Source organism: Limosilactobacillus kribbianus (genome assembly GCF_026413145.1).
Lineage (GTDB): Bacteria > Bacillota > Bacilli > Lactobacillales > Lactobacillaceae > Limosilactobacillus > Limosilactobacillus kribbianus.
Genome location: NZ_JAOVYZ010000010.1, coordinates 35,169 through 47,524 on the forward strand (window position 1 = coordinate 35,169; position 12,356 = coordinate 47,524).

At 50.2% G+C, this 12,356-nt stretch carries 11 protein-coding genes; 1 reads left to right on the forward strand and 10 read right to left on the reverse strand.

The window, feature by feature from the left end:
• Positions 1-43 precede the first annotated feature (43 nt).
• From OCT58_RS03805 to OCT58_RS03815, 3 genes are all read right to left on the reverse strand, one after another.
• Positions 44-217, reverse strand: a complete 174-nt coding sequence (locus OCT58_RS03805) for a hypothetical protein (protein ID WP_267201530.1) — start codon at positions 215-217, stop codon at positions 44-46.
• Positions 218-362: 145 nt separating this feature from the next.
• Positions 363-1,445 (reverse strand): mannonate dehydratase, encoded by a 1,083-nt coding sequence (gene uxuA, locus OCT58_RS03810; protein ID WP_267201531.1) that lies wholly within the window; start codon positions 1,443-1,445, stop codon positions 363-365.
• Positions 1,446-1,461: 16 nt separating this feature from the next.
• Positions 1,462-3,093 (reverse strand): mannitol dehydrogenase family protein, encoded by a 1,632-nt coding sequence (locus tag OCT58_RS03815; RefSeq protein ID WP_267201532.1) that lies wholly within the window; start codon positions 3,091-3,093, stop codon positions 1,462-1,464.
• Positions 3,094-3,223: 130 nt separating this feature from the next.
• Here OCT58_RS03815 and OCT58_RS03820 point away from each other — a divergent pair, with 130 nt between their 5' ends.
• Positions 3,224-3,916, forward strand: coding sequence for a GntR family transcriptional regulator (locus OCT58_RS03820; RefSeq protein WP_267201533.1), 693 nt, complete (start codon positions 3,224-3,226; stop codon positions 3,914-3,916).
• A 77-nt stretch (positions 3,917-3,993) separates the two neighbouring features.
• Here OCT58_RS03820 and OCT58_RS03825 read toward each other — a convergent pair whose 3' ends face one another.
• The 7 genes from OCT58_RS03825 to kduI form a co-directional block, all read right to left on the reverse strand.
• Entirely contained in the window at positions 3,994-5,019 is a 1,026-nt protein-coding gene (locus tag OCT58_RS03825; protein WP_267201534.1) for a sugar kinase, read from the reverse strand.
• A 23-nt stretch (positions 5,020-5,042) separates the two neighbouring features.
• Positions 5,043-6,263 (reverse strand): condensation domain-containing protein, encoded by a 1,221-nt coding sequence (locus tag OCT58_RS03830; RefSeq protein ID WP_267201535.1) that lies wholly within the window; start codon positions 6,261-6,263, stop codon positions 5,043-5,045.
• Between the two features lie 207 nt (positions 6,264-6,470).
• Complete coding sequence (gene uxaC, locus OCT58_RS03835) at positions 6,471-7,940, reverse strand: glucuronate isomerase (RefSeq protein ID WP_267201536.1); 1,470 nt, start codon at positions 7,938-7,940, stop codon at positions 6,471-6,473.
• Positions 7,941-7,968: 28 nt separating this feature from the next.
• Entirely contained in the window at positions 7,969-9,438 is a 1,470-nt protein-coding gene (locus OCT58_RS03840; protein ID WP_267201537.1) for a glycoside-pentoside-hexuronide (GPH):cation symporter, read from the reverse strand.
• Positions 9,439-9,738: 300 nt separating this feature from the next.
• Entirely contained in the window at positions 9,739-10,497 is a 759-nt protein-coding gene (locus OCT58_RS03845) for an IclR family transcriptional regulator (protein WP_267201538.1), read from the reverse strand.
• Between the two features lie 11 nt (positions 10,498-10,508).
• Positions 10,509-11,324, reverse strand: coding sequence for a 2-dehydro-3-deoxy-D-gluconate 5-dehydrogenase KduD (gene kduD / locus OCT58_RS03850; RefSeq protein ID WP_267201539.1), 816 nt, complete (start codon positions 11,322-11,324; stop codon positions 10,509-10,511).
• 11 nt (positions 11,325-11,335) lie between these two features.
• Positions 11,336-12,184 (reverse strand): 5-dehydro-4-deoxy-D-glucuronate isomerase, encoded by an 849-nt coding sequence (kduI, locus tag OCT58_RS03855; protein ID WP_267201541.1) that lies wholly within the window; start codon positions 12,182-12,184, stop codon positions 11,336-11,338.
• Positions 12,185-12,356 lie beyond the last annotated feature (172 nt).

Sequence of the window (12,356 nt, forward strand, 5' to 3'; positions counted from 1 at the left end):
TTCCTGAAGAAAAGCCGCCTTTACAGCAGCGGCTTTCCTTGGTTTACTTGGTAAATTGTTGGTCAGTGGCCTCGTTGTTCTTGTTGACAACGTTGACCATCTGTTGGGTTAATCTGTGGCTATTCGTGGCACTGGAGTAGATGGAACTGGCACTAGCGACTCCCATCAGCGCGATACTAGCAACGGCAAAGATAACAAAAGTTTTTACGAAATTCATTGAAATTCTCTCCTCTCACAGATCCGTTAACAAATTATGTTAACGTGAACAGCAAATGAACAATTTTCATTGTACTATGATTAATTCGTGATGCAAGGATTTTCTCTTACTTTTTAGAAGTAACCGTTTTCAATGCCGGCCGATCTCAATCGTGCTTCTCAGTCCCCTTTTGGATGGCCTCCCACAGGCCGTTGAGGTAAGTAATTCCCAGGGCCCGATCGTAGAGGCCATATCCCGGCCGACCGTGCTCACCCCAGATATCGCGTCCATGGTCCGGCCGGATGTAGCCGTCAAAGCCAGTATCATAGAGGGCCTTCATAATTTCGTACATGTCCAGCGACCCTTCGGAAGAAAGGTGGGCTGCTTCATGGAAGTCACCGTTGCCCATCCATTTAATGTTTCGCGCGTGAATAAATGGCGCCCGGTCTTTTTTCACAAATTCACGGATGATTGCCGGGACATCATTTGCGGGGTTCTCCCCCAGGCTTCCGGTACAGATGGTAAAACCGTTGTATCTTGATTCGTGCAGCTCCTCAATTTTGACCATGTCCTCCCGGTTCTTATAGATCCGTGGCAAGCCAAATAACAGCATCGGCGGATCGTCCGGGTGTATTGCCATTCGGACGTCATACTTTTCGCAGGTTGGAATAATTGCGTCCAGGAAGTATTTCAGATTCTCCCGCAGCTTTTGCTCGTCGACGCCCTTGTAAGCCGCAAACAAACGCTTCACTTCCGCCAACCGTTCTGGCTCCCAACCCGGTAAAACATAACCGTTGGAGTTTTCTTCAACGGATTTGATGATGTCTTCCGGCGCCCCCTCAACGTAGCGGTGCTGAAAAGCCATGTCGGTCGACCCATCCGGGAGCGGATAATGCAAATCGGTCCGCACCCAGTCAAAAATCGGCATAAAGTTATAACAAATGACCTTGATCCCGTAAGCAGCCAAGTTCTTGATCGTTTCCTTGTAGTTTTCAATGTAGCGATCCCGGCTTGGCAGGCCGATCTTGATGTCGTCGTGAATATTGACCGACTCAATCACCTCAAGCTTGAGGCCCGCATCTTCAACTTCTTTTTTCAGTGCTGCGATTCGCGACTTTGGCCACACTTCGCCAACTGGAATATCAAAAAGTGCCCCGACGACCTGCGTTGTTCCTGGAATTTGGCGAATATCCGCTAGTTTAACCGAGTCATTATTATCGCCATACCAGCGAAAACCCATATTTTTCATTTATTCATTCTTCTTTCTAATATTTACCGTACTTGCGAATAATTGCTTGAAGCGCTGCCCAGACTGCCCCCGGGCCGCTAATCATTTGCTTAAAGTCATTTTCGATCTTTTCTCCCAGGCCAATGGTATACAAATCATTAGCAAAAATTGCCCGGTTGCTTAGGATCGGCCGCAACTTGGCATGGACATCAATCTTTTCGCCCAGCTTAACGCCAGCAAGGTATTCATGCAGCTGGCCATAGAGTGGATCCGGACTCGGGGTAAAGGCCGCGCCCTGGTCATCAATCGCCATCAAGTACCGACACCAGCCGGCAATCACCAGGGGAATAAATTCCAGGTCCGCCGGGTCGCGCTTGGGATCGGCAACGCAATGCTGCAGGGTGACCCCATAGCGAATCCCCATTTTTTGTGACGTGTCCGTCGCAATCCGCTGGGGCGTATCCGGGATGTTTTTATTTGGCAGGCGCTTGGTGATTAAGGTCTCGATAAATTCCTGCGGGTTAATGATTCCCGGATCCTTGACCACCGGCAGGTCTTCCCCGTAGCCAAGATTTTTAATCAGCTTTAGGAGATCATTGTCAGCTACTTCTGCCGCAATCGAGTGAAAGCCGAGCAGGCAACCAAAAATTGCCAGTGAAGTGTGCAGTGGGTTGAGGCAAGCCGTGACCTTCATCTGGTCGGCATCATTCACGGTTTCCCGATCGGTTAAGATCACACCGGCCTTTTCCAGAGCCGGCCGGCCATTTGGAAAATGATCTTCGATGACCAAATAATGAACTTCTTCAGTGTTGCCAAACGGTGCAATCTTCGTCTGTTTGCGGGTCTGAATCAGCGCCGTATCCTCAAAACCATCAGCTTCTAGCTGTTGAGCGACCGCAGCTGAAGGATTAGGGGTAATCCGGTCGATCATGCTCCACGGAAAACTGACCTTTTGTGGATCACGCAGGTAAGCGAGAAAGCCTTGATCAACGAAGCCATTCGCTAACCAACCCTTGGCCATCAGCATTATTGCATCCTGGAGGCGCTGGCCATTTTGCGAAAAGTTGTCGGTGCTAACCAGCGCAAGCGGTGCCTGGTTAGCCTGGTAGCGGGCCAGCAAGAGGCTCGCCACCAAGCCGATGTTGGTGAGCGGGTTGGCCGGTCCCTTGGCCAGATCGGTCACTGCTTCTTTGGTTAAGTTACCATTCAGATCGCGCAATGCGTAGCCCTTCTCCGTGATTGAGAAGGTTACCAGCTGTAGCGACTGCTTAGTAAAAATCTCAGCCAGCCGTTTTCGCCCTTCTTGATGATCGGCACCTGCATAAATGCTTTCGGCCACGCTAGCAACTAGTTCCTTTTCAAACGTGCCATCGCTCTTCATCTCAACCGCCAGGAAACGGTTGTTAAAGGGATGATAAACGTGGTTAATCACTTCATCGTCGTACGTTTCGGCAACAATGATGCCACTCTTCATTTCACCACTGTTCAGCAGCCGCTGGGCGATGATTGAATGAAAGCAGCGAAATAGATTTCCGCCCCCAAAGTGAACCCAAACCGGTTTTTCGGCCGTCTGCTTGATCATTTCGTTTTGATTAAACTGTGGAACGGCAATTCCGGCTTGGTGAAATTGCTCTGCCTTTGCTTGATAGTCGTCCAATAATTTCACCATCTCGCATCCCCTCCTAAAGTAGTATACTAATATATCAGTTTGTTTAAATAGTAAGTGTTTCCAAATTACCTGTCAAGCTTGCCCAGCAAAAGTGCGGAGAATGCTATAATTAAAAATGGAGGAATTATCCATGGATAACAGACAAACAAACAATTTAACTGGCCAGGCCTATCGAATTCTTACCAAGAAGATTATTCATGCCGACTATCAGCCCGGCCAAAAAATCTCAGAAAAAAAAGTCGAGAACGATATTAATATTGGCCGCACTCCGGTCCGCGAAGCCCTTTTACAGCTTCGACAAGAGAAACTATTAAATGTCATCCCCCAGTCGGGAACCTATATTTCCAAAATCGATATGAAAGAAGTTTTGGATGCGCGCTTTGCACGGGCAAGCATTGAACAACGAATTATGCGCAACGTGACCGCCATTAATCTAACGGCCACCCAGCAGGCCCACTTTCGCGAAATCTTAGACGAGCAGCAAAGGCTCATGCAAGCAAACAATATTTTCCAGTTTCTAACCAGTGACGATCAATTTCACCGCTACTTCTACGAAATCACCGATCACATCCGAATCTGGGAATGGCTGAAGAAGATTAATATCCAGTTCGATCGCTTCCGATTCCTGCGTCTCAAGGTCGAGGGCTTGTCGTGGGAGGGACTCATCGAAGATCATGAAGCGATTCTCAAGGCCGTCATAACCAAGGATATCAATGAGGTCGAGCGGCTCACCGCCAATCACATGCACCGCACGCTGACGGAAGAGAGTAAGCTCATCAAGAATTTCCCCGATTACTTTACCAATTATCAAAAGACAAAATAAATGGCAGTTAAGCTAGCAAAAGCCTAACTGCCATTTTAGCATCTAATATATCAGTTTCTGATTAAGCAAGTTTCACTTTACCGGGAAACGCGAACACCCGCGCCGCCGTCCATCACGGCCCGAACGTCGGCTTCGGTCGTAACGTTAAGGTCACCGAGCACCGTCAGCTTCAGCACGCTGGCTGCAATCGCGTGGTCAATTAATTCTTGATCCGCAAAGTCATTCAAGATCCCATGCATCAGGCCGGCACCAAAGGCATCCCCGGCGGCAACCCCTTCTAAGACGTCGACCTGGTAGGCCGGACTTTCGGTGAACTTGCCATCCCGGTAAACCAGTCCCATCCAGGTGGACTTGTCGACAGACTGAATGTTCCGCAGCACGCTGGCAACCACCTTGACGTTTGGATAACGCTTGGTGATTTCCTTCATCCCGTCTTCAAAGGTTGAGCGCTGTTCGATCCCATGGGACATGTCGCCATCAAAGGCGTGGATGCCCAGTGACTGTTCAAAGTCCTCATCGTTGGCAATGCAGATCGTCACGTATGGCATCACCTTTTGCATGAATTCCTGGGCTTCCTCAGTCGTCCAGAGCTTGCCCCGGAAGTTCAGGTCACAGGCAACCTGAATACCGTGTTCACCGCAGTATTGGCAGGCATTCAGAACCGCTTGACGTAACTCGGCGGACAGGGCCGGCGTAACCCCGCTGAAGTAGAAGTAATCCGCTCCCGCAAGCAGCTTGCTCCAGTCATATTCATCCGCGCGGGAGATTGCGAAGGAACTGCCGGCACGGTCGTAGGTCACGTTCGTGGAACGAACACTGTGGCCCTTTTCAAACACGTACATTCCCAGCCGGGGACCGCCCCGCAGGATCAGCGAGGTATCAACGCCGAATTGCCGCAGCTGGTTGATAGCCGCCTGCCCCAGGATGTTTTCCGGCAACTTGGAAACGTAGGCAACCTGATCGCCAAACATGCTCAGCGAAACGGCAACGTTAGCTTCGGAACCACCATAGTTCACATCAAACTGGTCGGCCTGAAGGACCCGCTTCATGTTGGATGGCTTCAAGCGCATCATCATCTCACCAAAAGTAACAACTTTTTTCATTATTCTTTTCTCCTTTTATGTCTTTATTCTGCGTATTCAAGGGCGTAATTGGTCAGCAGGTCGCGCATGATCAGCATGACGTTTTTGCCTAAGCGAGCCTCTTCGTCGTTGCCGAGCATCGCGTAGGCAAAGATCAACTGACCGTCGTAGGTGCTGACTGCGACCTGGAACATCGGCGCGCGCCGGTAGCTTCCCAGCATGTCAAAGTCAGTCACCTGACAACCGGCAAAGTGGAATTTAGCTTTGTCGACAATTCCAAAATTGGTATAGGAAATCGTCCGGACGTGGTAATTTTCCTCACAGATCTGCTGGAGCTGGGCCAGCGAGTAGTTGGCGTAATTATCAACCAACGTTTTGACCGATTCAAGGCACCGAAACTGCTCCTTATTGGCCGCCATTGCGCGGTGAACAGCCTGAACGACGGTCGTAAACGGTGCCGCCGGGTCGGAAACAACACTAATATTATAACGCGAAGTATGATTGGCAACCCGTAATTCTGGCGGACCCGCAATAAACTTCCGCATGTCGGTTGGGCAGGCTAGTGAGATGCGCTCGGTAGCCGAGAAGCGCTGGACGGCCTGCCCATAGGCTGCCATGAAGAGGTCATTTAAGGTGACCCCGGTGGCATGACCCGCTTCAATCAACTTGGGCAAAACTTTTTTGTCCAGGTGCAGGGTTCCCGTCCGGTAATGCTGGTCGTGGGAGTCGGCAAGCTGGGGCATTGTCAGTGGGTCGGCTGGGTGATCGGCCCCCTTTTTGACCTCAACCGGATGCTGGGCCAGCAGGTCGTGCAGCCAATCGATATCGGTATGATTTTCAACCGCACTCAGATCGCCGCCATTGTATGCCCGGGCCAACAGGGTCATGAACTGCTTAGCACCGGCCCCGTCGGTCAGGATGTGGCTGAGATAGATCGTCACGTCCTGTCTTGTTTCTACTTGATTCAGGTAAACACGCAACTGAGGATCGCGGAACAGGTCCCACTTGGCCCAGTCCGCGTCTGGATCAATCCCCTGAAAGAGGACGCCGGTTAAATCATCAGTCACGGTCACAAAGCTGTTGTCGGCAAGAACATACTTGCAAAACAATTCTGGAATTGCTCGGCCGCACGCCAGCAGGGCCGCCCGAAACCGTTTCAGATCAAAGTCCCCGGTCAAGACAAAGTGAATCCGGACAATCGGGTAGAGTTCATCCATCCCAATCGTATGCAAAATATTCAACGGATTCCCGCGATATACTACCATTCTAAAAGCCCCCTAATAAAAAAGAGACAGGGAATTAACCTAGCCTCTTTGCTGTTACATAGCCTATAAATGCTACAGCGCAGTAGCTGGCTGGATTCCGAATGTTGATAAATCAACGTCCGGAACGCCTAGCCAGCCTTGCGGGGGTGGGAAGACGAACTCGCAAGCGAGTTCTGTCCCACTCCCCCTGATATCCAATTCAATCAATTAGTATTGGAAAGGATTCTCGTGTGCATCGAACAGCTCATCTGGCTTAGCGTCGCCAAAGAAGCCGAAGTATTCGTAAGCATTGTTGTAGGCAATGTCTTGGATAATCTTGCCCAGGTATTCTTCATCTTCTGGTGCCCGACCTTGTTCAACCAGTTCACCAAAGAAGTTGCACAGAACCCGACGGAAGTATTCGTGCCGTGGGTAGGACAGGAAGCTCCGGGAGTCGGTCAGCATACCGACAAAGTTTGGCAGCAGACTTTGTTGAGCAAAGTCACGTAGTTGAGTCGTCATCCCTTCAGCGGTGTCGTTGAACCACCATGCAGCACCCAGTTGCATCCGTTGCTTGCCACCTTCAAGGAAGCAACCCATCAAGGTTACTAATTGCATCCAGTCGTTTGGATTCAGGGAGTAGAAGATAGTCTTTGGAATGTTGTTGGAGTCACGCATCGTGGAGTAGAGCTTTTGAATCTGGTCAACAATGTCTGGCTGGGTCCCCATCGCGTCGTAACCGGTATCCTGACCCAGCTGCTTGAACATTGGGTGGTTAAGGTCACGGATGGAGTTGATGTGGAACTGCATCGTCCAGTTGTACTTGGTGTTAAGCTTCATCATTTCTTCCAGGAACATCGTCAGCCACTTGTCGTATTCAACGCCGGTAACTTCTTCGTTAGCTTCAGCCTTCTTCATGATGGCGTCCAGCTCTTCGTCGGTTGCTTCGGCGAAGTGGTAAGTCAGAAGAGAGTGGTCGGACAGACGACCGCCCATGTCGTTGAAGTATTGGAACCGTTGCTCCATAGCCTTGATCAGGTCACGGAAGGAGTTGATTTCAACGCCAGAGATTTCACTCAATTGCTTGATGTATTCAGCAAAAGTTGGCTTGTTGATCTGAATCAGGTTGTCTGGCCGCATTGCAGGCAGAGTCCGGAAGCCGTTTTGCCGTTCTTCCTTCTTCAAAAGCTTGTGGTAGTGCAGGTCAGAAGCTGGGTCATCCGTGGTGCAGACAGCCTTAACGTTGGACAGCTTGATCAGGTTGCGTGGCTTGAAGTCATCAGTTTGCAGAAGTGCGTTGGCCTTCTTCCAAACTTCCGGAGCGTTCTTGGTCGTCAGTGGTTCGTCAATGCCAAAGAAACGCCGTAATTCCAGGTGCGTCCATTCATAAACCGGGTTACCAACGGCCTTTTCAATCGTGCCGGCCCAAGCCATGAACTTGTCGTAATCATCGGCGTCGCCAGTGATCAGGTCTTCTGGAACACCGTTGGCACGCATCAGACGCCACTTGTAGTGGTCACCATAGTGATCTTCGTTGATCCAAATCCGGGTAATGTTGGCGTAGTTCTTGTTCTCATAGATTTCCTCTGGGTTCAGGTGACAGTGGAAGTCGATGATCGGCATGTCCTTTGCATAGTCGAAGAAGAGCTTCTTGGCCCATTCATTGGTTAACAGAAAATTCTTGTCTAATAAAGTCATAGTATATTCCTCCTAAGCAAAGTTAAAACTACTTAACGTCAGCATCACCGATAACACCGTGTTCCCAACGACCGTTATCCAGGTCAGTAGCGATTTGCTTGAACTTGGCATCGCTGATCTTGTACAGGAAACCAATGATGATGGCAGCCATGATCAGGCAGAAGCCTGGGTAGAGGGTCATTGCGGCCTTGATCCCTTGGAGGGTCTTAGCGGATTGTTGAGCGTTGGCAACGTAGCCAGTAATGGCCAGCACACCGGAACTAACCAGGGCAGCCAGTGACTGAGCAAGTTTCCGTGAGAAGTTGAAGGCGGCGTAGGTAATACCTTCCTTCCGCATCCCGGTGTGCCATTCACCGTAGTCAATGGCATCGGAAACCATGGCCCAGGTAATCCCGTTTGGAATAGCCAGGGCGGTGTAACCGATCGTAACTAAGACGATGAAGGTTACCACGTTGGTTGGCAGGAAGAAGTTGACCAGGTTGGCAACGGCACCGACAACGAATGACCACATTGCGGTCCGCTTCTTACCAAAGTGCTTGGTCAGAGTAGGGATCATGAAGACACCGACGATTGAGCAACCCATCATAACGGCGTTGATGATTGGCTGCAGACCAATGTTACCCAGGTTGTATTGAGCGTAGAAGACCATCATTTGGTTGTTAGTGTTCATTGCGGAAATCGTGAACAGGGTCATCAGAATCAAAGCACCCAGTGGGCCGTTCGTGAAGACAACCTTGATGTAGTCCTTGAAGCCTTCCCGCTTAGCATTCTGGTCACGGTGAACCTTAACGTTTTCCTTCGTCCCGAAGTAGCAGACGGCAAACATCAGGACACCCATGATGGCGAAGACGGCGGAAGCGAAGAAGTAACCATGCATCTGGTCCTTACTACTCATCCCACCACCGACTAATTCCATCAGTGGAATGAAGGCAACCCCGGCGATAAACTGAGCACCAACGGAACCAACCTGCCGGGAAGTAGCCATAAAGCTACGGTCCTCAGGGTTCCGCGACATGACCGACGCTAGCGAGCCATACGGGTCATTGGTAAATGAATAAACAACACCCCAGATCATGTAAACGGCATATGCGTAGATGATCTTTTGGCCGGTGGACAGGCCCAGTGGCATCGTAAAGGTAACAACCGTCATGATCCCCAGGATAATGGCGGAGATCATCATGACAGGACGGAACTTCCCTTGCTTACCAATATGCTTCCGACCATCGACGAATGAACCAGCGATTGGGTCCATGAAGGCATCGAAGATCTTGGTGAAGGCAAAGATTCCGGCAACGGCACCGGCACCAATTCCGGCGGCATCAATCCAGAACTTCGTCAGGTATGCCTGACCAAGGTCAAACATGAACCCGTTCCCAAAGTCACCAAAGCCATAAAAGACTTTTTGGTGTGTTGGGATTTTCTTGTTATAGTTATCTACTTTTTCAACCGTATCTTTCTTTGCTTTAACAGCAGTATCCGGTGACTGTTGATCACTCATACGGTAAAACCTCCTTAAAACACACGTGAACAATTGCAACAAAAATAAAAATGGTACTCTTCTAACTAGTAAAGAACCCATAAAACCGCAATGAAACGATTGCTTTGCTAAAAGGATAGGACTAACACCATTAAGTTTTGGCCGATCACCTTTAACACAATCAATAATATCACATAAATCTGAAAACGTTAACATTTTTTGTGAAAATAATAACGTTTTTTTGCGATTTTTTTCTGACAGGCACACGGACAAAAAAGAACCGACTACCTCGCTGGTGGGCGAGTAGCCGGTTGTAAATCGTTATAAATGCTGTTGAATTAGCTTTTGTATCCGCTTTCCGAGTTTGACAAAGGTCGCACGCTTATCAGCGGTCAGCCGGAACTCCGGGGTACTAATGCTGAACGCCCCGTATGTCCGATGATGAGCAACGATTGCAAAGCCGAGGCAATAAACCCCGGATTGGTTTTCAACATTGTCAATCGCATACCCGCGTTCTTTGATCGCTGCCAGGTCCTTTCGCAAGGTGGCCTGGTCCACAATCGTGTTCGGCGTTAGCTTTTCAAAATGCACACGTTGGAAATAATCAGCCAAGCGCGGTGCCGAATAGGTGGCAAGGATCGCCTTTCCCATTGCCGACGAGTACATGTTCATCGTCCCGCCAATCACGGAAACCAGCTTGATGCTATGCGTGCTCTCCATCTTGGACAGGAGTACGATTTTATCATCCTGTTCAATCCCGAGGTTGACTGTTTCCGCGGTCTGGTCGCGCAGTGTTTTGAAAAACGGAGTCGCAATCTCCACAATGTCGACCGAATCATTGACCGCCTGGGCGTATCGCAGAAAGACGGTCCCCAAACGATAGGCCTTTTGATCACCCGTCTCAATTGTCCGGACGTAGCCACAATACTCGAGCGTTTGGATAATCTTATAAATGGTCGGCTTGGAGATATCAAGGTGGTGAGCAAGCACGCTTAAGGTCGGTGCTTCCGGTGTCTGTGCAAGGTAGTCAAGAATCTGTTTTGCCTTTAGCAAAACCGTTCCGTAAAGCTTTTCGGCCATTGGTACCACCCTTAACGGACAAGGTAGCCACCATCAACAGGCATGATCGTGCCGTTGACGTAATTGGCCGCGTCACTCGCCAAAAAGACCGCCGCCCCCATCAGTTCGTGGGGCTCGGCCCAGTGCCCCGCCGGAATCCGACTCAGGATCTCCTGGTTGCGGGCCTTGTCGGCACGGATCGGGGCCGTATTGGCCGTCTTAATGTAGCCGGGTGCGATCGCGTTGACCTGGACGCCATAGGTCCCCATCTCGCTGGCAAAGGCCTTAGTCAGCCCGGCAACACCATGCTTGGCCGCCGTGTAGGACGGAATAAACTTGCCACCCTGGAACGACAGCATTGAACCGATGTTGATGATTTTGCCATGCTTTTGCTTAGCAAAGACCTTGGCGGCCGCCATTGACAGGTGGTAGACGGCATTTAAGTTAATGTTAATCACCGCGTCCCAGTCCTCATCCGTGGACTCCAGGAGCGGATTGCGCCGAATCATCCCGGCGTTATTAATTAGAATGTCAATGTGGCCAAAGGTTGCCAGGGCCTTGTCAACAACCTGCTGGGCAGCGCCATGAGCGGTCAGGTCAACCTGCATAAAGGCCACCTTTCTCCCCCGCTTTTCAATCATTTGCCGCGTGCTTTCCCAGCCAACCTCATGGTGCGCCGGGATAAAGATGTCGGCGCCAGCCTCGGCAAGCGCAACCGCGTAGCCCTGCCCTAGGCCGGTATTGCCGCCGGTGATGATAGCGACTTTACCAGTCAGATCGAAGGCGGACATCTTAAATTTATCCAGTGCTGCTTCGTTTTGTCGAATCTCTTCTTGTGATTGTGCCATTCAAATCGCCCCTATTTCAAATCATGCATGTCGACCATGTCCATATCATCGTACGTCTGGTTTTCACCACACATTGCCCAGATGAAGGCGTAGTTGCTGGTACCAACGCCGCAGTGAATTGACCAGCTCGGGTTAACAACCGCCTGTTCCGGCTCCAAGACAATGTGCTTGCTCTCGTCCGGCTTCCCCATGAAGTGGAAGACCCGGGCATCCGGACTGCCGAATTCACAGTACATGTAGGTCTCCATCCGCCGGGCATGAGTGTGGCATGGCATCGTGTTCCAGGAGTTCCCCGGTTCCAGTACCGTGTAGCCCATCTGCAGCTGACAGGTGTCCATGCTGGAGGCGTCGATGTATTTATAGATTGTCCGCTTGTTCATGTGCGCTTGGTCGCCCATCGGCATCGCGATTGCGTCCGCAAACGGCAGCTTCTTGTTCGGGTAGGTCTTGTGGGCCGGGGTTGAAACGACGTAGAATTTCGCCGGATTCTGGGAATCATCAGAACCGAAGACGACCTGCTTGGTCCCCATGCCAATGTAGTAACCGTCATGGGCAACAATCGATTCCTTGTGACCATCAATCGTCACAAAACCACTGCCGCCAATGTTAATAAAGCCAAGTTCCCGCCGCTGCAGGAAAAAGTCTACGCCGAGCTCCCGATCCAGCTTGATCTCCAGCGGCTGACCAGCTTCGGGGGTCACCCCACCGAAGATCATCCGGTCATTGTAAGTATAGGTCAAGAGAATATCACCAAGCGAAAAAATCTTTTCCATCAAGAACTCTTGGCGGAGCTCCGTCGTGTCATAGTGTTGAATGTCTTTGGGACTGTGTGCATAACGCGTTACCATCTTAAAAGTCATCTTTAATCCTCCGTTTCGATATAAGAAATGCTATTTCTTATTTATAAGTGGCAGATTGTAAAATTTAAGTTGAACATTTAAGTGGACAGAAAAACCCATCAAGGTCTTTAATGGTGTTACCACACAATCCATTAGAAAGAAGGACCTTGATGAGCACCACTATTTTATCATT

What these genes read in the sequence shown, in the direction of transcription:
- OCT58_RS03805 (WP_267201530.1), bottom strand. Translation starts at nt 217, where the DNA reads ATGAATTTCGTAAAAACTTTTGTTATCTTTGCCGTTGCTAGTATCGCG.
- uxuA (WP_267201531.1), bottom strand. Translation starts at nt 1,445, where the DNA reads ATGAAAAATATGGGTTTTCGCTGGTATGGCGATAATAATGACTCGGTT.
- OCT58_RS03815 (WP_267201532.1), bottom strand. Translation starts at nt 3,093, where the DNA reads ATGGTGAAATTATTGGACGACTATCAAGCAAAGGCAGAGCAATTTCAC.
- OCT58_RS03820 (WP_267201533.1), top strand. Translation starts at nt 3,224, where the DNA reads ATGGATAACAGACAAACAAACAATTTAACTGGCCAGGCCTATCGAATT.
- OCT58_RS03825 (WP_267201534.1), bottom strand. Translation starts at nt 5,019, where the DNA reads ATGAAAAAAGTTGTTACTTTTGGTGAGATGATGATGCGCTTGAAGCCA.
- OCT58_RS03830 (WP_267201535.1), bottom strand. Translation starts at nt 6,263, where the DNA reads ATGGTAGTATATCGCGGGAATCCGTTGAATATTTTGCATACGATTGGG.
- uxaC (WP_267201536.1), bottom strand. Translation starts at nt 7,940, where the DNA reads ATGACTTTATTAGACAAGAATTTTCTGTTAACCAATGAATGGGCCAAG.
- OCT58_RS03840 (WP_267201537.1), bottom strand. Translation starts at nt 9,438, where the DNA reads ATGAGTGATCAACAGTCACCGGATACTGCTGTTAAAGCAAAGAAAGAT.
- OCT58_RS03845 (WP_267201538.1), bottom strand. Translation starts at nt 10,497, where the DNA reads ATGGCCGAAAAGCTTTACGGAACGGTTTTGCTAAAGGCAAAACAGATT.
- kduD (WP_267201539.1), bottom strand. Translation starts at nt 11,324, where the DNA reads ATGGCACAATCACAAGAAGAGATTCGACAAAACGAAGCAGCACTGGAT.
- kduI (WP_267201541.1), bottom strand. Translation starts at nt 12,184, where the DNA reads ATGACTTTTAAGATGGTAACGCGTTATGCACACAGTCCCAAAGACATT.